Source organism: Jilunia laotingensis (assembly GCF_014385165.1).
Taxonomy (GTDB): domain Bacteria; phylum Bacteroidota; class Bacteroidia; order Bacteroidales; family Bacteroidaceae; genus Bacteroides; species Bacteroides laotingensis.
On the sequence record NZ_JACRTF010000001.1, the window covers coordinates 534,686 to 557,178 of the forward strand.

At 44.3% G+C, this 22,493-nt stretch carries 16 protein-coding genes and 1 tRNA gene; 12 read left to right on the top strand and 5 right to left on the bottom strand.

The window, feature by feature from the left end; genetic code table 11:
* The first annotated feature begins 63 nt into the window (after positions 1–63).
* From H8744_RS02170 to H8744_RS02180, 3 genes are read left to right on the top strand one after another with little or no spacing between them, the layout of a single operon-like run.
* Positions 64–750, top strand: coding sequence for a hypothetical protein (locus tag H8744_RS02170; RefSeq protein WP_262433278.1), 687 nt, complete (start codon positions 64–66; stop codon positions 748–750).
* On the top strand, positions 731–1,522 hold the full coding sequence (locus H8744_RS02175; protein ID WP_262433279.1) for a DUF3822 family protein: 792 nt from the start codon (positions 731–733) through the stop codon (positions 1,520–1,522). The genes H8744_RS02170 and H8744_RS02175 overlap by 20 nt, the downstream gene beginning before the upstream one ends.
* Positions 1,513–2,046: an RsmD family RNA methyltransferase gene (locus tag H8744_RS02180; protein ID WP_262433280.1), complete on the top strand. Its 534-nt coding sequence runs from the start codon at positions 1,513–1,515 to the stop codon at positions 2,044–2,046. Before H8744_RS02175 ends, H8744_RS02180 begins: the two co-directional genes overlap by 10 nt.
* Positions 2,047–2,062: 16 nt before the next feature.
* Here H8744_RS02180 and cls read toward each other — a convergent pair whose 3' ends face one another.
* From cls to H8744_RS02200, 4 genes are all read right to left on the bottom strand, one after another.
* Positions 2,063–3,502 (bottom strand): cardiolipin synthase, encoded by a 1,440-nt coding sequence (cls, locus tag H8744_RS02185; RefSeq protein WP_262433281.1) that lies wholly within the window; start codon positions 3,500–3,502, stop codon positions 2,063–2,065.
* Between the two features lie 224 nt (positions 3,503–3,726).
* Complete coding sequence (locus H8744_RS02190; protein WP_262433282.1) at positions 3,727–6,636, bottom strand: TonB-dependent receptor; 2,910 nt, start codon at positions 6,634–6,636, stop codon at positions 3,727–3,729.
* A 129-nt stretch (positions 6,637–6,765) separates the two neighbouring features.
* Complete coding sequence (locus tag H8744_RS02195) at positions 6,766–9,504, bottom strand: TonB-dependent receptor (protein WP_262433283.1); 2,739 nt, start codon at positions 9,502–9,504, stop codon at positions 6,766–6,768.
* Between the two features lie 34 nt (positions 9,505–9,538).
* Positions 9,539–9,943, bottom strand: coding sequence for a hypothetical protein (locus H8744_RS02200; RefSeq protein ID WP_262433284.1), 405 nt, complete (start codon positions 9,941–9,943; stop codon positions 9,539–9,541).
* A gap of 81 nt (positions 9,944–10,024) precedes the next feature.
* Between H8744_RS02200 and aroB the strand changes: the two genes are divergently transcribed.
* Complete coding sequence (gene aroB, locus H8744_RS02205) at positions 10,025–11,086, top strand: 3-dehydroquinate synthase (protein WP_262433285.1); 1,062 nt, start codon at positions 10,025–10,027, stop codon at positions 11,084–11,086.
* On the opposite strand, the gene H8744_RS02210 is transcribed toward aroB, so the two are convergent.
* On the bottom strand, positions 11,083–13,797 hold the full coding sequence (locus H8744_RS02210; protein ID WP_262433286.1) for a sensor histidine kinase: 2,715 nt from the start codon (positions 13,795–13,797) through the stop codon (positions 11,083–11,085). The two genes, aroB and H8744_RS02210, sit on opposite strands and share 4 nt — an antisense overlap.
* A 387-nt stretch (positions 13,798–14,184) precedes the next feature.
* Here H8744_RS02210 and H8744_RS02215 point away from each other — a divergent pair.
* The 8 genes from H8744_RS02215 (at position 14,185) to tsaE (ending at position 22,487) form a co-directional block, all read left to right on the top strand.
* A tRNA-Pro gene (locus tag H8744_RS02215) sits at positions 14,185–14,258 on the top strand.
* Between the two features lie 83 nt (positions 14,259–14,341).
* Positions 14,342–14,563: a hypothetical protein gene (locus H8744_RS02220; RefSeq protein WP_262433287.1), complete on the top strand. Its 222-nt coding sequence runs from the start codon at positions 14,342–14,344 to the stop codon at positions 14,561–14,563.
* Positions 14,564–14,684: 121 nt separating this feature from the next.
* A complete protein-coding gene (locus tag H8744_RS02225) occupies positions 14,685–15,914 on the top strand; it encodes a 3-phosphoshikimate 1-carboxyvinyltransferase (RefSeq protein WP_305067420.1) in 1,230 nt (409 codons plus the stop codon).
* Positions 15,915–15,987: 73 nt separating this feature from the next.
* On the top strand, positions 15,988–16,410 hold the full coding sequence (locus H8744_RS02230) for a hypothetical protein (RefSeq protein ID WP_262433289.1): 423 nt from the start codon (positions 15,988–15,990) through the stop codon (positions 16,408–16,410).
* A gap of 177 nt (positions 16,411–16,587) precedes the next feature.
* Positions 16,588–17,385 carry a metal ABC transporter permease gene (locus H8744_RS02235; RefSeq protein WP_262433290.1) on the top strand — a complete coding sequence of 266 codons (798 nt, stop codon included), beginning with the start codon at positions 16,588–16,590 and terminating at the stop codon, positions 17,383–17,385.
* A complete protein-coding gene (gene porW / locus H8744_RS02240) occupies positions 17,358–20,375 on the top strand; it encodes a type IX secretion system periplasmic lipoprotein PorW/SprE (protein ID WP_262433291.1) in 3,018 nt (1,005 codons plus the stop codon). Before H8744_RS02235 ends, porW begins: the two co-directional genes overlap by 28 nt.
* A 55-nt stretch (positions 20,376–20,430) precedes the next feature.
* A complete protein-coding gene (porX, locus tag H8744_RS02245) occupies positions 20,431–22,008 on the top strand; it encodes a T9SS response regulator signal transducer PorX (protein WP_262433292.1) in 1,578 nt (525 codons plus the stop codon).
* A gap of 62 nt (positions 22,009–22,070) precedes the next feature.
* Positions 22,071–22,487: a tRNA (adenosine(37)-N6)-threonylcarbamoyltransferase complex ATPase subunit type 1 TsaE gene (gene tsaE / locus H8744_RS02250; RefSeq protein WP_262433293.1), complete on the top strand. Its 417-nt coding sequence runs from the start codon at positions 22,071–22,073 to the stop codon at positions 22,485–22,487.
* Positions 22,488–22,493 lie beyond the last annotated feature (6 nt).

Here is a 22,493-nt window from a genome sequence, read left to right on the forward strand (position 1 = left end):
TTATTTATTTTAATTTTGCGATGCGAATATAACGAATATAACAACTAAAAAAACATATTTATCATGAAAACAGTATTTAATATCGTATTAGTTCTGTGCGCGTGTGCCTTGGTCTACATTTGTTATGCCAGCGTTATGGGACCTATCAATTTTGAGAACGCTAAAAAGCACAGAGACGATGCAGTCATTGCTCGTTTGATCGACATCCGTAAAGCACAGATGGAATATCGTAACCTGAACAAGGGACAGTATACTGCAAGCTTTGATACTTTGATCGATTTCGTTAAAAACCAAAAGCTTCCTTACCTATTCAAAGTAGGCGAATTGACAGATAAACAGTTGGAAGACGGTTTGACCGAAAAGAAAGCAATGACTATCATTAATAAAGCTAAAAAGACCGGTAACTACAGCGAAGTAGAGAAAATGGGACTTAAAAACTTCAGACGTGATACAATGTGGGTAGCTGTATTGGATACAATCTATCCGAAAGGTTTTAATCCTGATTCCATGAGATATATTCCTTTTGGAAACGGTGCGCAATTTGAAATGGCTATCAAGAATGATACTGCAAAATCAGGTGCCCCTATCTTTATGTTCGAAGTGAAAGCTCCTTATGACATATACCTGAACGGCCTTGACAAACAAGAAATTGCTAACCTGAAAGATCTTCAGACTAAATTGGGCAAATATAACGGTTTGATGGTAGGTTCTATCGAAAGTCCTAACAACGGTGCTGGAAACTGGGAATAATAAAATCGATTTCAGTAAATCGGAACAATATACATTATCCATCCGTCTTAGTACGGATGGATTTTCTTTTTCTGTCTACAATCCGATTCATGAAAGTTCAATCTCTTTTTTTGAGAAAGAGGTTAACCCTTCATTATCTCTCACAGCCAACCTGAAAGAGGCTTTCCGGGAGATGGAATTTCTCACCTTCAGTTATAAACGGGTCAACATCATGATGTCGGGAAGCCGTTATACACACGTTCCTTTTGAACTGTTTGAAGACGAACTGGCGGAACCTTTGTTCTATCACAACCATTCCGGAAAGGAAAATGAAACAGTTCTCTACAATGTCCTGTCCAGGAACAACATTGCCGTCATCTTCGGAATGGACAAAAGCGCCTACCAATTCCTGAAAGATCAATACCCCGATGCCCGCTTCTATTCACAGGCAAGTCCGCTAAGTGAATATTTCTCTAACAAAAGCCGGTTAGGAAACAGCAAAAAAATGTATGTTTCCCTAAGAAAAAGTGCCATGGATTTGTTTTGTTATGAACGCGGACATCTGCTGTTGGCTAATTCATTTGATTGTGAGCAAACTTCCGACCGCGTTTATTATCTGTTATATGCCTGGAAACAACTTGGTTTCGACCAAGAGCGAGACGAATTACATCTCAGCGGTGTAATGGCAGAAAAAGAAACATTCGTCAGTGAATTAAGAAAATACGTTTTGCAGGTATTCATCATGAATCCGGAAACTAATATTGACATGCAAGCTCTATTAACATGCGAGTAATCAGTGGAATATACAAAAGAAGAAGATTTGAAGTACCCCGTACATTCAAAGCACGTCCTACAACGGATTTCGCCAAGGAAAACCTGTTCAATGTGCTGGGCAACTATATTGATTTTGAAGAAGGAATATCGGCACTCGATTTGTTTGCCGGAACGGGCAGTATCAGTATAGAATTGGTGTCCCGCGGTTGCGACCGGGTGATCAGTGTGGAAAAAGACCGGGATCACCATGCTTTCATCTGCAAAATAATGAAAGAGTTGCAAACAGACAAATGTATTCCCCTGCGTGGAGATGTATTCAAATTCATCAACAGCGGACGGGAACAGTTTGATTTTATCTTCGCTGATCCTCCCTATGAGCTGAAAGAACTGGAAACCATCCCCGACCTTATTTTCCAAAAAGAACTATTGAAAGAGGGCGGAATGTTTGTCCTCGAGCATGGTAAGCAAAACAACTTTGAAGACCATCCGCACTTTGTGGAGAGAAGAGTATATGGAAGCGTGAACTTCTCGTTTTTCAAATAAACCGGCAGACAATCGGTTATAACAAGGGAGCCAGCAGTCTGACTACCGATTCCAAAGCCTTCTGCCACCAAGGACGTTTCACCCATTTTTTCAAGAAGACTTGCGTGCTGTCTCGTTGGTCGAGCATAAAAATCTCTTTCATCTGCAAGGCGGTTTCCATGTCATACATAAAGGCATTTACCTCAAAATTATGTTCAAAGCTACGGAAGTCCACATTGGTAGAACCAACCGTAGAGAGCATGTCATCGGACACCATCAGTTTGGAATGTAGAAAACCTTTCTTGTAAAAGTACACCTTCACACCTGCACGAAGCACGTCGGCCAAATAAGAGCGTGAGCCTAAGTGCGTGATCCGGTTGTCGGCATGCTTAGGGATCATGAGCCGTACATCCACCCCAGCCAGTGCGGCAGTCTGCATGGCTGCCAGAATCTGTTCGGTAGGGAGAAAATAGGGTGTTTGCATATAAAAATACTTCTTTGCGCATGAAATAGCCATGGTAAGTCCCTGCATGATCTCCTTCCAAGGGCCGATAGGCTCACTCGTCACGATCTGCACCAACGTACTGCCGAAAGAATCTATCTTAGGAAAATACTGGGAGGAGGTAATCAGCGTGCGGTCGACAAAGTACCAATCAACAAGGAAAGCACTCTGCAAACCATGCACAGCTTTACCACGAATCATGATGTGAGTGTCGCGCCAGACACCCCAGGAAAAGCCACGCATATAACGTTCTGCCAGATTCATCCCCCCTACAAATCCCACAATGCCGTCAATCACTACGATCTTACGATGGTTGCGGTAATTCACTTTGCTTGTAAATAGCGGAAAACGAACTTTCAGGAAGCTGCGGACTTCAATGCCGGCTCCCCGCATCTCTTCAAAAAACTGATGAGGAACGTGCCAGCATCCTACATCATCATATATAACACGAATTTCAACTCCCTCACGGGCTTTTTCCACCAAAACATCCCTTACCAAACGTCCTATGGCATCATCCTCAAAGATGTAAAACTCCATGTGGATACTTTTTTTCGCCTTTTGCAATTCCCTGATAAGCGATTGTAGCATAGAATAACCAGTAGTATAGGCGTCTATCTGATTGCCTTCAAAAGGCAATGCCTGGTTGGTGTTCTGATAAAGTTGGATCAGCCGGCTATATTCTTTCTGCACCAATGCGGGGCCTTGTGCCAGATATTCAGCCATAGGTTTCTTCAACAAACGGCTATAACTCTTCTTCCCGATGATACGCTCACGCCGCTGGCTGCGTCCGAAAAAGAAATAAAGCACCAGTCCGACAATGGGCAGAAACATCAGTATCAATATCCAAGCCATCGTCTTCACCGGATTGCGGTTATCAAGGACAACAATGATAATCGTACCGATGATAGCTCCGAAATAGATAATGTCGAAAGCTATAGTTGCTATTTGGCTAAATAATAGATTCCAATCAAACATGATAACAAATGTAGAGAAAAGGATTGTTATATCAAAGCATCTTCTTCATTAAAGATGAAACATAAAAACATCCCCATGTTCTGTATCAAAACATCCGGATGTTTTGATACAGAACATGGGGATGTTTTATAGGTTCATAGCATATAAACAAGACGAAAGATTAAAAGAAAAAAGGTTCACAACATCCTTTCCTATGTTATGAACCTTTCTTATCTTATCCGAACTTAAAAGCGGGGACGCCCGCCAAAGCTTCCATGTCCCCGACTCGGCCCATGGCCGGGACCGTCATATCTTCTGTCTCTCATCCCCTCGCGGGCTCCTTTATTGCCGAACACATTCAGTCGATAGATAAAATGAAGCATACAGTAACTGTTGATACCGTTGTATTCGGACACGGAACGCATACTTGCAGTCAACGAGCGGCTTATGTTACTTTGCTGTTTCAGGATGTCATAAAATTCAATGCTGACCGTAGCCGCACCTTTCAAGAAGTTCTGGGCAACCTGGGCATTCCATATCAGTTCGTTACGGTTCATGCTTGCATCCCTATAACCACGACGACTATTATTGGCAATATTCGTGGCAACGGTCATCCGCCAAGGCAATGTGATATTGGTGCTGGCTCCGTAAGAAAAGTTATAAGGGTTCTGGTTGCTTTCCGGACGTAACTCGTTCTTCTCGAAAGTATATCCGAAAGAACCGTTCAGTGCGAACTCAAACCAATCGTTACGATAAGCGCCATTCAGGTTCTCATTCAAGTTCAAGCTTGTACTTGTGTTCTTTTCATTCGTCTTACTGGACTGGTTGAAAAGAAAGTCCACATTGTTCGCATAGTTGATGCGGGAGAAAGAATTGATGGTGAACTTCTTGTTTCTCAATGCCGTATTAAAGCCGAACAATCCGAAAGCATTCCAGTTACCATTGATATTCTCCGGCTTGGTGATCGTACCACCGGTCTGTTCATTATACTCCGTACTGCTGCTGATGCTGTTTTGAATAGCCGAGAAACTGGCGTGTGCCATGATCCCCCGTTGCCGTTCGGCATTGTACGTATTATAGAACATACGCATACTGTGCGTGAACGAAGGCTTCAAACCGGCATTACCAATGCGGATATTAAGCGGATTGGAGTTGTCGGGAATGGGCAATAAGTCCTCCAGACCGGGTTGTCCGGCATATCCGCGATACGTGAAGCGCAGTTGGCTCACTTTGGAAAAACGATAGCGGAAGTCGATGTTAGGTGCAAAATTGAACACATTGCGGGTGGTGTCCTTCTCATAGTCTCCTTTTTTATAAGAAAGGCGCGACTTCTGAGGTTGCAGAGAAATTCCCGCGCTCAGTTGGTACTTCTCACGGATAAAGCGCAGGCTGGTTGTAATGTCATGGTTATAATACCTATACTCCGCATCTTTTGAGAGACTATCCACGCGATGAGCCTGATAACCTTCGGGAAGCGGAGCATCGATCTCCCATTCAGGAAAATCAATCAGATCGAAAGTACTCTTATCACTTTTGCTGTACTTATACTGGAAATTATAACTGAACTGTAAAAAGGTAGCTTTAGCGATCGGTTCGCTATAGGTAATTCTGGCACTATAATTGAAATTATCGGTAGGGGTAGTTATATATTGATTCCGATAGAGTACGGAATCCTGTCCCATTGAATTCAGCACCTGATAATAACGGGTTTCCGTCTTGGAATACTGGTCGTTATCACGGTCGCTATATCCGAATGAACCACGGAAGGTGATATTACGCCCCTTATCGTTCAATTTACGGTTCAACTGCAAATAGGCATTGGTTGATAGGCTATTGCTCTCACCCAACGAGTTACTGTTCGTTGCATTGACACGGATACTTTCCAAAGGATCGTCTGTTTCAATTGCTTTAAAGTTGAGATAATCATTCGGATTGGGAACTAAGTTGAAAGGGTCTTCATTAAATGTACCGGAGTTGGAAATTGTATTCTTGTCAGCCTTGCCGTACGAAACGTTCGGACGGAAAATGATATTGGTCATCGAGTCCGGTTTCCACTCCAAGCGAAAGTCGGCATTGAAGTCCAGATTCTTGTTGCGATTGCTGCTATTGGAGTTCGAGAAAGAGTTGCCAGCAGTCAGAAAGCGCTCGGAATAGCCACTATTATATACATCGGCATCCTTGTAATTGTAACGGGCACTACCTCCTGTCTCGAGTTTAGAATTTTCGGTAGCAAAGTTCACACCGATGGTCTTGGTGGCATTCAATCCGTTGTTTCTCCGCCAACGGGGTCCGCCACCTCCTCCGGAAAATCCCTCGTCATTCACGTTATTAGCCGATCCTATCAAGGAGAACTGTGTTTTATCCACAAAACGGTTTAACATCAAATTGCCGGCATAGCGGTCTTTTGTACCGATAGCCGCATCGGCATTACCGAACCAACCCTTATTCATCCCTTTCTTCACCTTCAGGTCGAGTACCGTCTCCTCTTCCCCATCATCTATACCGGTGATACGTGCCAAATCGGATTTCTTATCGTATGTTTTCAGTTTATCGATCATATCTACCGGCAGATTCTTCAACCCGGTCTTTACATCACCACCGAAGAATTCTTTGCCGTCTACCATAATCTTCTTCACATCCTTACCGTTGATTTTTACATTGCCGTCTTCATCGATTTCGGCACCGGGCAGTTTCTTGACCAGTTCCTCAAGCATGGCTCCTTCGGGCGTGCGGTAGGCAGTGGAATTGTATACCAACGTATCTTCGACAACCGCCACCTGAGGTGCTTCGGCTGTAATGACCGCTTCGCTCAGCATTACCGCATCAGGTTTCAATTCGATTGTTCCCATATTCTTCGCAGGCACTTTATCAGTCAATTGCAAAGGAATATTTTGAGTGATAAATCCGACATAAGAAATTTTCAGGACATATTTACCCGCTTTCACCTTAGGTAATGTAAACGTTCCCCGATTCTGGGTAACAACCCCGGCAGCCTGGGCACTATCGGGTAGAGAAAGTAATTGAACCGTTGCCATCTCGACAGGTTCTTTGGTGTCTTCTTCAATCACTTGTCCTGAAACAGTGATGACCTTGTTTTGCGCAAAGGAGGAAAGGGTACACACCAACAGTACCATCCAAATACATAATTTCTTCATTTAGTTTATACGTTTGTAGTAGGATACGATTGCCTTTTGACAAAAGTCAACGTAAAAGGTTTAATGATTGATCGATTATCTTTCAAAAATTAATATAACCTAACCTATACAAATGTGAGGAAAATCCTCCTATCGCTTACCTCCAAGGCTATTGAAACGATAAACAAAATGCAACATACAATAACTCGTCAAAGTATTGTAGCGCGTATCACTGATGCTTGTTCCGCTCACCCAACGAAACAAATTACTTTGTTGTTGCAAAATATCGTATACTTTAAAACGGATCATTGCCTGTTTCTTCTTCAGGAACTTTTTAGAAACCTGCGCATTCCACATCAGTTCGTCATTATCTCCATTCCCGCTATAACCATCTTTCAATCGATAGTTGACATCGGTGGACAACTCAATGTCCCAAGGTAATTTCACATTCGCATCGCCTCCGATGGTATAATCAAATGTCTCACGGTTACTGTTTTTTTGCTTGTTATTGTAGATATTATTGTAACGGAAAGAGGCATTGATGGAAACATCGAATTTGTCACTGCGGTAACTACCCCTTATCCGTTCACCGGTAGAAAAATTATGGGTGGTACTCAACACCATTTCCATACCCTCTTGATTGACGGTAGTATAACTCATTTGGTCACCGTAATTCAAGTTTACATTGGCACTTAAATTAAACTTCTTGTTCTTGAAGGGAGTAGTGAATGATATCCAGCCTCCGGTACTCCAATTGCCGTTGACATTGACTTTATGATAGGTACGGGCTCCCGTTTCTTTATCATAAGTCATTCGGTCTACGACGGAGTTCATCGTATTCCTGTAATTTACATTCGCGTTAATACTACGCATGCTTTTGGGTGAATAACGATTGTATCCCATGTATACATTGTTCGAAAACGAAGGCTTCAGGTTCGGGTTACCATAACGCAGGTTCATCGGATCTGTCACATCGATTACCTCCTGCAACTCGAGCAGATTAGGCGCGTTACTGTTACCGTTATAATTGATATGCAACCTTTCGCGGGAAGAGAAAGCGTATTCCAACCGAAGATTCGGCGACCAGTTTACCACATTCTGTCGAGGAAGATCCTTGAATGCATTCGGGCCTATGGTTGTTTCACTCCTTGTCGATTTAGGGTTGATACCGACCCCCACATTATAGCTTAACCCGGTATAATCCTTTTCCCGATTCACATAATCACCTTGAAGCGAGAGGTTCAAATTATGATCATCATAAAAGTTTTCTACTTTTGAACTCAGTTCATTATTAAAATCAAGATTGAAACGCTGTTCGTAATTGATACTGTCGTATACCAACGATTGCGAAAGTCCTTTGGAATGGGAATAATTATATCCCAGACTGAGTATGTAATGTTTCGATATAGGTTCCGAATACATAGCAAAAAGGTTATAATTGCGCGAATCCCCTTTGCCGACATTCCGGCGTTCAATATCGGAGATACTGTCCCGTTCGAAGAATTGCGAATAAGAATCATTGAAATTCTCACTACTGTTGTTATTATAGCCCACATTTACCGAAACATGAAGATTGCGTCTCTGCTTCTTGAAACGCCGGTTATAACTCATGGTGCCCGATATGACCATGTTTCTATTATCGCCATATCCTGCGGAGGTCGTTTCGTTTACAGGCTCTTTGCTACCGTTCAGAGTCTTATTCCAAGAATCATTCAAAGAACTATTCTTACTATAATTAAAGTTGGGCGAAAAAGTCAGGGTAGACAAGCTATCGATCTTCCATTCCACCTGAAAGTCCCCATTTAAGTTATGACCGTTACTTTTATTCGTCCTGCGGCTATTCGAAAAGGTCGATTCATTCCCCAATAACGTTTCGTTGGAAGATTCCACATCAAACTCCCTGTCATTGTGACGATAGCGGATATTTCCTCTTATATCCAGCTTATCCTTTTTCTTCGCATACGTAAAACCACCTGTCTGAACAGTTGTCAATCCGCCATTCCTTCCGCCTTCCATGCCTCTGGCAGCATCGCCCAATTCGGAAAAGCCCCTTCCATTCGTATTATTAGCCGTACCGATCAAAGACATATTGACATCATCTGTAAAATGATTTGCCATGACTCCCCCTTCATAACGATCTTTACTACCATATCCAGCAACAATATTACCCATCCAGCCACTATTCTTCTTCAGAGTGAGGTCTAGGACAGGTTCTTCCTTCCCATCCTTAATACCGGTCTGACGCTCCCGGTCGCTCTGCTTCTTATAAGCCTTAATCTTATTGACAGCATCTGCCGGAAGATTTTTTAAGGACATCTCCGTATCTCCTCCGAAAAAATCTTTTCCGTTGACCATGATTTTCTTTATCTCTTCCCCGTTTAGCGTTATTTTACCATCGGCATCAATTTCCGTTCCCGGTATCTTCTTAATCAAATCTTCCAGGACGGCACCCGCTGATACCCGGAAAGCAGAAGCGGAATATTCGGTGGTATCTGCTTTTATAACTACCGGAGGAGCCTCGGCAGTCACGACCGCTTCATCCAACAGAACATCATCGGGAGTTAATGTGACACTTCCCACATTCCGGGACAGCGACTTATCCGAAAGAGTCAGGGGGAGAAAACGTGTAATATAACCGACAAAAGAAACTTTAAGAAGATACTTTCCGCTTTTCACTTTAGGAAGTGTAAAACGCCCTTGCTTCCCGGTGGTAATACCTGCCGCCTGCACACTATCCGGCAAGGCAAGCAATTGAACGGTAGCCATCTCGACCGGCTCTTTAGTATCTGTTTCAATCACTTGTCCCGAAACTGCAATATCTTTCTTCTGTGCAAATAGATATCCGGTGCTAAACCACAACAGCACCAGCAAGATTAAAGTATGTTTCATGTTTCAGGTTTGTGCTGGGGTAATAGAGTATGCTCTATTTCTTAAACAACTTATCGACAACCGCTTTTTTCATCCCGAATTCAAGACAAAGCACATTAATAATAAGGAATGTCAGGAACGAAGAGGTATCCACATGAACGATATCTCCCGTTGCCACCCGGTAAAGCATTCCTCCGAAAATGAATAATACAGTAAGGAATATGGCATTGCGAGTAGCCCGGTTACGAATCAACTCTGTCTCATGGCTCTCGTTTTTAGACAATGCGAAGAGAATCATCAAAGCGCCCACCATCATGAGAAGTTTGGTACACTCCTTGTAAAATAGCAGATTAGCGTCCGTCACTTGTCCCATCATTACAAGGATAAAAGGAAGGAATAAAGAAACAACAAGAATGACATATCCCAAAGGACGGCAATAAACAGGTAGTAAAGCTTTCATGGTTTTATCGTTTTAATGTGACAAAAATAGGCAAAAAGAAAGAATTTTATCTACTTTTGTAGCAGAAAATGCAATTTAATTATGAGCAAGCAAGAAATACTCTTATGTGAAGAACTGGAGATCAGTTTAGGACAAGCCATTGAAAAGTGCCCGCACGACCGTCTGTTTGTCCTGACTGACGAACATACTCATCGTCTTTGCATGCCACGCATGAAAGAAATTTCATGTATGAGAGAGGCCATCGAAATAGTGATCGGAGCGGAAGATACCCATAAGACCTTGGAAACGCTGGCTTCAGTCTGGCAAGCTTTAAGTGACAAAGGAGCTACCCGCCATTCGCTACTTATCAATTTGGGAGGCGGCATGGTGACAGACTTGGGAGGTTTCACCGCAGCGACATTCAAACGGGGAATAGCGTACATCAACATACCTACTACATTGCTTGCCATGGTCGATGCTTCCGTGGGAGGGAAAACCGGCATCAACTTCAACGGACTGAAAAATGAGATAGGCGCCTTTGCTCCCGCAAACAGCGTACTGATCGAAACAGAGTTCCTACGGAGCCTGGATGCATCCAATTTCTTTTCCGGTTATGCCGAAATGTTGAAACACGGCCTCATCAGCAATACCGGCCATTGGGCGGAACTACTTAACTTCGATACCGACAACATCGATTACCAATACCTGAAACAGCTGGTCGGACAGTCCGTGCAAGTCAAAGAAGACATTGTGGCTCAAGACCCGTTTGAACACGGCATACGGAAAGCACTAAACCTGGGGCATACGGCAGGACATGCATTCGAAAGCCTCGCATTGACGGAAAACCGTCATGTACTGCATGGCTATGCCGTAGCATGGGGCATTGTCTGCGAACTGTACCTGTCGCATATCAAAACAGGATTCCCCAAAGATAAAATGCGTCAGACAATCGGATTCATCAAAGAGAACTACGGTGCGTTCGCTTTTGACTGCAAGCAATACGAGCAACTATATGCTTTTATGCAGCATGACAAAAAAAACATGGCAGGCAGCATCAACTTCACCCTGTTAAAAGAGATCGGAGATATCAGTATCAACCAAACAGCAGACAAGGACACCATCTTTGAGATGTTTGACTTTTACCGTGAATGCATGGGAGCTTAAAGCTCCTTTTTCACGTCCTGAAAGGTGATTGTGAACCAGAAGGTGGCACCATGCCCCTCTTCCGAAACAACGCCCATTTCGCCTCCCATGTGCCTGACGATCGTTTCACTGATGGAAAGTCCCAGTCCGATGCCCTGTGCAAAACTGTTGAGCTTCACAAAACGATTGAAGATCTCTTTTTGTTTGCTTTTTGGCACACCCGTTCCCGTGTCGGTGACGTAGAACCGGAAACTTTCGTCCGATTGACGGGTAAAGCCGAAATGTATGCTTCCTTCGGTAGTAAATTTAATCGCATTCGATATCAGGTTATTCATCACTTGCATAATTCTGCTGCGGTCTCCCTTGACTATATACCCCGAATCGAGATCATCAAACTGCAACAATACCTTATCCGTAAGAAGTTTCAAACGGAACGATCGCTCTAGCTCTGTCATGAGTTCATCCAAAGAAATATCAGAAATTATGAAGTCCATGATGCCCGCCTCTATTTTGGACAGATCGATAATGTCGTTGATGAGTTGGAGCAATAATTGATTATTGTGTTCTATAATATGTAAGAACTCCTTCCTTTCTTTCTCTGTTTTTGCAGAAGCAAGCACGCTTGAAAAACCAACAATAGCATTCAGCGGTGTACGTATCTCATGGCTCATATTGGCAATGAAAGCCGATTTCAAACGGTTCGCCTCTTCCGCTTTCTCTTTGGCAGCAATCAACTCTTCTTCCATCTGCTTTCTGACGGTAATCACAAGTGCCGAACCAATTACCGTAAGCGGTTCTCCTGCCGAATTACGTTCGTCAACGACCGCCCACACTTCCAGCCATTCATATCCGGCTCCCAATGCCGTATACACCCTGAACTTTTCATTGATCTTTTTAATCTTCCCTTCCAGTAAATCCCGGAAAACCCGCTTAGCACGTTTAATGTCATCCGGATGCACTCCTTTCTGTATTCTGGACAATGGAACGGCAAAGGCTCCTTCCTTCACTTCGAAACCATTATTGTTTTCAAAAGACTTGTTCTCGTCAAACCACACTGTTTCATCTTTTATATTCCACTTCCAAGGTGATATATCTGCCATGGACAGCGCCATAGACAGTTTATGATTAATGGTTCTTAATGACTGCCGGGTATGGGTGAGTTCCGTCGTATCATGACAGAAAATATTCATAATATCAGGTTCGTTCGTTGCCATTACTATTACATCATAATCATGATTGTTAGTGGCATGTATAGGAAAGGAAACCGATTGGTGCTTTTTATTGGCGATATCCATGTAATCTTTCAGCTTCGCATAGGTTTCAGGATTATTCAACACGCTCCCCCTTTTACCGAATGTCACCTCTTTCTTAAAGAAATGCCTTTCAAAACTCGGATTGACATTCAATATCTCATAATCTTCAATTTCTCCTTTATCATCTCTCAACAAACGACATTGCAGATAAGCGATAGGCATATCATTGAACAGATTATCATAATTGCTCATCAATTGTATCTGCTTGACCTGCATTCTGCGTATATTACTTAAAAAATGAATACGAAGCAATAAGAGCGCGATAGCAAAAACAATCATCAGCCCGATGGCACCGAGCAGATATTTATGCTCTCCTATAAAACTTTCGGGTTTATGATAGAAAAAGGTATCTTGTGGACAAAGGCTGGGATTTAAGCCGGTAAGTAACAACTCCTCATAATTGAGTACCGGTTGTGACGGTACTTTGACAACAGACATTTCCGAGGCTCTCTTACCTTTCAATATCTCGATACCGACATCTGAAACGGTCTTGCTGATATCTTTCGTCAAAGAATAATATCCTCCCAAGACACCGGCCTGCCCTCCCATATCGGACAGGGTAAATACCGGCAGCACAGCATACTTCCCGATAGCACAGGAAGAACGGGTCAATGATGTGGCATTAGCCGATGCTATATCGAAATCTTCCCAAGCAGCATACAATATGCCTGTATTCGGATTTGTTTGCCTAAGCGTACTGACTACTTCCTCGATGTTCTTTTGCCCTTCCGTGAAAAAACGCAATTTCAGATCGGGATAATACTTCACGACTATTTGCGCTACTTCCTGCCGGTTCTGGGCACTGAACCATTTACGGTCTGATATAAATATCAGCTCGTTCATGACCGGAATCTGCTGATACATTAGTCCAATGGTCTCTTTTACATAAAAAGGGGCATAAACCAAAGTCATATTACGTCCCTGGAGGATACTTCGTAAGGAAATTTGCTCTTCATGAGCAATAGGATATTTTTGTAAATAGGCATCCACCGATCCTACATACTCTTTTTCGGCAAACAGGACAATCGGAATACCTTGCCAGTGTTTCTCCAACTCTTCATGGATCAGCACCCAAGTATTTGCCCCCATCAGGATGATGAGTTTCGGCTGGCTATTTTCGTACTTGGCAAACAGACTCCTCCGAACCGTATCCATCTGTTGTTCATTCTGCACTCTCATCAAATTCAGGTTCTCGGAAGAAATTTTTGTCCCCTTATAATCGACCGGTAATTTGTGAATTAAATCACTGATAATAAAATTACTTAACGGTGCTAAATCGGAATTAGCATTAATAATAAGAATACACTCCTCTTTCGTGTCGGAATTTGCCGCAAAAGAATGAAAGATAAAAGCCTGTAAAAACACGATCACACAGGCTATTGCCCATTCTCCTATAAATTTATTTGTTATTTTTCTCATCCTAAAAAAAGTCCACTTTAATCTTAGCCTGTAAGTTCATGCTTCGTTCAAAACCGTTTCAGGAATATAAAGATCACCGCATTTACAGTTATTAATTAACACTGTGCCGGCATTTAAGTTTATATTCTTATCAAAAAGGCTGATACAAATTAATGATAATCAATCAAGACATCTACAAAAGGGCTTGACAGCAAGCAATGTATAAGCAAGAAGAAATAGGATAAATTACTATTCCCTATTTTTAATCATATTTAAGCATGATACATTCCATCTTTATAAGGCACTAATAATAGGATATTTATAACCATATATAGTATTTAGATAAAACAAAAATCATCTGATTTATTTGCCAATTAAAAATAAAGCATTACTTTTGCATCCGCAATTCGGGGTATAGCTCAGCCCGGTAGAGTACGCGTCTGGGGGGCGTGTGGTCGCAAGTTCGAATCTTGTTGCCCCGACTGAAAAGAAAAGCATTGATAATCTAATGATTGTCGATGCTTTTTCTTTTTTACAAAAGTTCTTGAAAGTTCAAAGGATCGACATGGGAAAGAAGAGGGAAGAAGGAGGAGAAAAAAAGGAAGCAAGGAAGTTCTACGTAGGGTGTAGTGGCTCCGTCCTAAATGAAAGATACTTTCCTTATAAAGGGACGAACAGTTTCCCGTTACCTTCCCATGTGAAACATGGGGATGTTTCACTGTCAAACATGTACATGTCTCGCAGTGAGACATGGGGGTGTTTCACTGTTAAACATGGGGGTGTCTGACATGGCAAGGTCTTAAGGAGTCAAATGGAGGGCTAGACCTTATAGCTTGTTCCCTTTATAGGAAAAACAAAATTAAATGATTACTTTTGCCGCAGTTAATAATCAATCTTCATATATTGCCATGCGCTATCAAATCTCCGCTCCCTCCACAGTAAAGGCTCTGATACAACTTCCTGCTTCCAAGAGTATCAGTAACCGGGCACTTATTCTTAACGCACTCGCATCGGGCAACACGCCTCCGGACAATTTATCGGATTGCGATGATACTTTCGTCATGATCCGCGCCCTGACACAGATGCCAGAAACAATAGACATAATGGCTGCGGGAACGGCAATGCGCTTTTTGACGGCTTATCTTAGCATCTCATCCGGTACGCATCTCATCACCGGAACACAGCGTATGCAACAACGTCCGATACAAATTCTTGTCAATGCACTCCGCGAACTGGGGGCAAACATAGAATATGCCGGACAAGAAGGTTACCCACCTTTACGAATTCAGGGCACCAAACTGACTGGAAATACCCTTTCTCTGCCCGGGAATGTGAGTTCACAATATATTTCGGCTTTGTTAATGATCGCGCCTCTCCTTCCCGAAGGACTAAGGCTTAACCTGACCGGCACCGTCATTTCACGCCCTTATATCAACTTGACTTTACAGCTAATGAAGGATTTCGGTGCAAACGCTGATTGGATATCCACACAAGCGATACAAATCATGCCTCAGCCTTACAAGCCCGTTCCCTATTTTATCGAAAGTGATTGGAGCGCTGCTTCTTACTGGTATCAAATGGCTGCCCTTGCACCAAATGCCGAACTCGAATTGACCGGACTTTTCAAACACAGCTACCAGGGAGACAGCCGCGGGGCTGACCTCTTTACAAAACTCGGCATTGAAACGGTGTACACCCCCAATGGGGTTCGTCTCCGGAAAACGGACAGCCGGGCAAATCGTTTGGAAGAAGATTTGGCCGGCATCCCCGACCTGGCACAGACGTTCGCTGTCACTTGTTGCCTGCTCGGAGTGCAATTCAAGTTCACTGGTCTGCAAACTTTACGCATTAAGGAGACCGACCGGATTTCCGCCCTTAAAGTAGAGCTTCGGAAATTAGGGTACATACTGAGAGATGAAGAAGACAGCATTCTCTACTGGGACGGTGAGTGCTGCCAACCTGAAGCCGTACCGGTGATAAAGACCTATGAAGACCATCGTATGGCGATGGCATTCGCTCCGGCTGCCCTTCGATTTCCGAACTTACAGATAGACGAACCGCAAGTTGTCACAAAATCCTATCCCGCTTATTGGCAGCATCTGTCGCAGGCTGGTTTTAGCATCAGAGAGGATATATGATAAAAAACGTTGTCGCTGGTGACATCTCTCCTTTCTAATTAGTATCTTTGCACGAAATCGGAGGAATAGAATTATGTGGATATTGATCATAAGCCTTTTACTTCTGGCCATTGTAGCTCTGATTGCCGGGTATATCCGCAACGTACGGTTGCAAAAGAAAATAGATCGCGGAGAGTTGGAGAGTTTTCCGGAGGTAAAGGAAGTAGATGTAGAATGTTGCGGCCAGCATGAAGTATGCGAACGGGACAGTTTGCTTGCTGCCGTGAGCAAAAAAATAGAGTATTACGATGACGAAGAATTGGATAAATTCATCGGCAGATCATCTGACAGTTATACCGCTGAAGAGTCCGAACAGTTTCGTGACATTCTCTTGACTATGCAGGACATCGATGTTGCCGGATGGGTTCGCAGCCTTCAATTGCGGGGTATCGATTTGCCGGACGATGTGAAAGACGAAGTTTTCCTTATCATAGGCGAACGGAGAATACATCCGTAAAGCAGATTAAAGGACGGATTCTGGCTCATTAAATGACATACATCCTACTATAATGGACGAGAATACATTCCGTTAATAATAAGTACCTCCGCTGTCCGTTATTATTAAACCGGCAGTTGCCTGGCATAAACGGACATCTGTAATTAGTAATTCGAAATTTGAAGTTATCGCATCAGCATGGATCTGTTACAATATACCTTTTTCCAACACGCCCTACTTGGTAGCCTTCTGGCAAGCATTGCCTGTGGCATCATCGGCACTTATATCGTGACACGCCGCTTGGTGTTCATCAGCGGTGGTATCACCCATGCTTCTTTCGGTGGTATCGGATTGGGGCTTTTTGCCGGAATATCCCCCATCCTATCAGCAGCCGTGTTCTCCGTTCTTTCCGCTTTCGGAGTGGAATGGCTGAGTAAACGGAAAGACATGCGCGAGGATTCCGCCATTGCCGTATTCTGGACTTTAGGTATGGCGTTGGGTATTATGTTCAGCTTTCTTTCCCCCGGTTTTGCCCCCGACCTTTCGGCCTACCTTTTCGGCAACATACTTACCATCACGCAGGGCGACCTATTGATGCTCGGCATATTGGCATTGGTGATGGTCGTTTTCTTCTGCCTCTTTATACATCCGATCATTTATATCGCTTTCGACCGTGAATTCGCACGTTCACAAGGTTTGCCCGTGGCTCTTTTTGAGTACCTGATGATGATGTTCATCGCTCTGACCATCGTTTCATGCCTGCGCATGGTGGGCATCGTACTTGCCATTTCGCTCCTCACCATTCCGCAGATGACAGCGAACCTCTTTACATACAATTTCAAACGGATCATCTGGTACTCCATCGGTATCGGTTTTCTGGGGTGTTTAGGCGGCCTTTTCGTCTCTTATCACTGGAAAGTTCCTTCCGGGGCTGCCATCATATTCGTATCAATCCTTATCTATGCCGTATGCAAAGTGATAAAAAGCCGGTCATAATCGCAATAGCCCTCCTACTGTTGATGGGTGTAGCCGGTTGTTCAACCAAGAAGAACACAGCGGGTACACGTTTTTATCATGCCATGACTACGCGCTATAACGTTTACTTCAACGGTAACGAAGCTTATAAGGCAGGATGCAAAGCCATCGAACAGGGCAACAAAGACAACTATATGGAGATGCTCCCACTGTATCCCATCGGCAATAAATCGACGGTCGGAACCGGTGGAGGTGACTTTGAACGGGCCATAGAGAAATCACAGAAAGCCATTGCCGTACATTCCATCAAGCGGAAACCCCAACGGAAACCGGGACGGCGCTATACGGACGAATACAAGAAATGGCTTGCCCGGCGCGAATTCAATCCTTTTCTACATCGGGCGTGGATGTTGATGGGCAAAGCGCAATTCCAGAAAGGTGACTTCCCGGAAGCTGCCGCCACCTTTTCATACATCATCCGTATATATGCCGGACAACCGAAGATCACGGCCGATGCCCGTATCTGGCTGGCGCGCTGTTACACACAACTAGGTTGGTTCTATGATGCGGAAGATGCTTTGCAAAAGGTGAACAACGACAGTCTTCCTTATACACTCGCCCCGGCTTATTCCACAGCTTACGGTCATTACCTCTTGGGGAGTAAACGCTACAAAGATGCCATTCCGCACCTGCTCACTACCATCAAGCATGAAAAGAATAAAAAGCAAAAAGCACGTGAATATTATTTGCTCGGCCAAGTTTACCAATTAATAGGTGAAGGAAACCAGGCTTATGACGCCTACGGTAAAGTCATCAAACTCAGCCCACCCTATGAATTGGAACTGAACGCACGTATCCGCCAGACCGCTTGTCGCATCCCATTGGCAGGTGCAGTCAAGATGGTAGATAAGAAAGCAGTAGATAAATTGCGAAAAATGAGCCGTAGTGACAAGAATAAAGATTATCTGGATCAGATTTATTATGGCATCGGAAACATCTATCTGGCAGGCGGAGACACGTTACAGGCTATTAAAGAATACAAAACGGGAGTAGAGAAAAGCACCCGTGGAGGAGTAGAAAAGGGTATCCTACAATTGACGTTAGGCGATCTGTGTTGGAAAATGGGACGCTTTGCCGAGGCACAAACGGCTTATGCGGATGCCATCGGTTTGTTGGAAAAGACTCATCCCCAATATGCCGAAGTCACCCGGCGTTCGGAAGTACTGGATGAACTAGTGCCCTTCACCACGGCTGTGGAGTTACAGGATAGCTTGCAACACCTGGCATCGCTGGACAGTGCAGCGCGGATGATCGTGATCGATACGCTCATAGCCCGTGTCATCCAAAAGGAAGAGGCGGAGAAGAAAGCCGCCCGCGAAGCGGAAAGACAGCAAATGCGCGAAGAGATAGAAGCGGAAAATGCAGCTCAAAATCCGCAGAAGCCAAGCACACCGCAACCGACTATACCTACCGGAGACAACTCCTGGTATTTTTATAATCCCCAGATCGTATCGCAAGGAAAAGCGGATTTCCAACGCAAATGGGGAAAGCGCAAACTGGAAGATAACTGGCGCAGACGTAACAAAACCGTGGTCGCTCTCGATGACTTCGAACCAACCAACTACGATGAACCCGATTCAGAAGGAGACACCGCTTCCGGAGAAGGAGACACAACGGGCGACGGTAAAGCGAAAAACATCGGTGAAGGAGGTGCGGCCAACGACAGCATAGCCACCGCTGAAGCGGATACTGCCGCCATAGATGCCAAAAACCCGCAGTTCTATCTGGAACAAATACCGCTGACTGAAGAAAAGATGGCTGCCTCCAACGAAATATTATCCGACGGGCTTTTCCATATGGGAATGATCTTCAAAGACAAATTAGAAGACTATCCCCGTGCGGAACACTCCTTCAAGCGGTTGATCTATCATTTCCCGGAGTTTAACCAACTGGACGAGGCGTATTATAATCTTTATCTCATGTTGGGTCAGCAGGAACGCACGACCGATGCCGACAGTTGTAAGACAGCTCTGATTACAGCGTTCCCGGAAAGTAAATATGCACTCATACTCTCCGATCCGGACTTTGCTTATAACGCAGTCTACGGAAAGCATCTGGAAGACTCGCTCTACGCCGATACTTACAAGAAATATCAGGAAGGTAACATCAAGCAGGTAGCAGCCAATGCCGAGATATCAGCCCGTAAGTATCCTATGGGGCACCATCGGCCTAAATTCATGTTCCTCCATGCAGTCGCAGCCCTGTTAGAGGGTGATCAGAAACAGTTTCTCACCGAATTGAAAGAGTTGGTACAGCAATATCCGGAAAATGAAATAACCGATTTGGCGGCACACATTCTGAAAGGAGTCCAGGAGGGCCGTCTTTTAGAGAAAGGAAGCATTTCGTTCGGTAGCATCTGGGGTCGCCGTTCGGCAGCAGAAGGTTTTGGCGAGAATGACAGCCTGCGTATGGATAGCATCCCTACCTTCAGTACGGAGCGCAATACCCCTTACTTGTTTATTTTGGCCTACGAAGAGGGAAAAGTGAACGAGAATCAATTGCTTTATGAGGTAGCCCGCTACAACTTCTCTTCATTCATGGTGAAAAACTTCGACCTTGACTTTGCGCACGACCGGGGCATCGGAAGATTGATCATCCGTTCTTTCGCAAACTATGAAGAAGCGAAGTATTACCAACAGCGCCTCTATGCCGACCCGCACATGAACGAACGCCTTAGCGGAATGAGAGCCATACTGATATCAGAGTCAAACTATGAACTTTTGAACCAGTATTATAGTTTTGATGATTACGATGCCTTCTATCAGGAACTTGTCCCTATAGAGCATCCGCTTCCAGACGAAAGTACGCTCCCCGAAGATGAAGTACCGACCGATGGAAGTACGTTGGACGAACCGTTGCAAAACCTTCCTCCGGTGGATGAAACCCAACCGGAAGAGGAGGATGACGGTGAAGAAGTAGAAGAAGATGGTGGTTCGTACTATGTTTATTAAAAAGAAAAGCCTGCAAAAGGCTCTATATAGCAACCTGTAAAATGTAAATCAGCACATGAAGAATGACCGATTACTTTGGGTAGACGATGAGATAGATTTGCTCCGTCCCCACATTCTCTTCCTCCAAGCGAAAGGCTATGAAGTAGATACAGTCAGCAACGGACAGGACGCTCTCGACCGTTGTAAGACCACGGACTACGATCTCATCTTTTTGGACGAGAACATGCCCGGCATCAGCGGACTGGAAACATTGGCACAAATCAAGGACATATCTCCTACAGTTCCTGTGGTCATGATCACGAAAAGTGAGGAAGAAAACATCATGGACATGGCCATCGGAAGCAAGATAGCGGATTATCTGATCAAACCGGTCAATCCGAACCAGATACTTCTGACTTTGAAGAAGAACCTGCACCGCCGCGACATAGTGTCGGAAGTAGCTCAAACCGGCTATCAGCAGAACTTCGGTAAAATAGGAATGCAAATCAATGATTCGCTTACATCGGACGACTGGATAGAACTCTACCGCCGTCTTGTGTACTGGGAACTGGAACTGGAAGCCAGTGACAGCCCCATGAGCGAGATGTTGTCCATGCAGAAAACGGAAGCCAATAATGCGTTTGCGAAGTTTATCAAACGCAACTATTTCGACTGGATAGCGGGAATGAACCCCAAAGCTCCGAAAGCAGACCGTCCGATGATGAGTCCCGATCTTATGAAACGTACGCTGTTCCCTCTGCTCGATCAAGGAGAAAAGGTGTTTTTCTTGGTTCTCGATAACTTCCGTTACGACCAATGGCGGGTGGTAGCCGAGGAAGTGGCGGAGCTTTTCACCTTTGAAGAGCAACTTTATTTCAGCATCCTTCCTACTGCCACACAATATGCACGGAATGCCATCTTCTCAGGGTTGATGCCCGACCAGATAGCTCGCATGTTCCCCGACTTATGGGTAGACGAAGATGAAGAAGAGAGCAAGAACCTCAATGAAGCACCTCTCATACAAACATGTCTGGATCGCTTCCGCCGCAGCAATACATTTTCTTATCACAAGATTAATGATGTCGCAGGAGGTGAACGCCTGTTGGCGCAACTCCCCAAGTTGATGCAGAATGACTTGAACGTGGTAGTGTTCAATTTCATCGATATGCTCAGCCATTCGCGCACGGAAAGTAAAATGATACGCGAGTTGGCTTCAACGGAAGCTGCTTACCGTAGCCTTACCCTCTCCTGGTTTCGCCACTCGGCATTACGCGATCTGTTGAAAGAGTTGTCCGAACGAGGGGTAAGAGTAGTCATCACAACCGACCATGGCAGTATCCGCGTGGATAATCCCATCAGGGTACAGGCCAATAATGGGGAGATCAATACGAACTTGCGTTATAAGTTATCACGCAACATGTCATACAACCCCAAACAAGTATTTGAAATCTCCCGGCCGGCAGATGCTTTGTTGCCATCACCCAATGTCAGCACCAAATATATCTTTGCCAGTGGACGGGACTTTTTGGCATATCCTAACAATTTCAACTATTACGTACAGTACTATACCGATACCTTCCAGCACGGCGGTATCTCGATGGAGGAGATGATGATTCCGTTGATTACTCTGAAAAGCCGTACCCCACGTGGATAAACGAGATGAACGAGTGCAAAAGACAGATAACAAAGTAAACAATCATAAATAAATATACCCGTATGGAAATCAAGATTCAATCATTAGACCATATCCATGAAGCCGCCCGCGAATTTATCGCTGCTATGGGCGATAACACAGTCTTTGCCCTTTACGGTAAGATGGGAGCAGGCAAAACAACTTTTGTAAAAGCATTATGCGAAGAACTTGGCGTAAGCGACGTTATCACCTCTCCGACTTTTGCCATTGTCAACGAGTATCGTTCGGATGAAGGTGGAGAACTTATATACCACTTCGATTTCTACCGTATCAAGAAATTGAGTGAAGTATATGACATGGGATATGAAGATTATTTCTATAGCGGTGCCCTCTGTTTCATCGAATGGCCGGAATTGGTAGAAGACCTCTTGCCGGGTGATGCCGTAAAAGTAAACATAGAAGAACTGGAAGACGGCAGCCGCTGTATCACACTCCAATGACAGGAC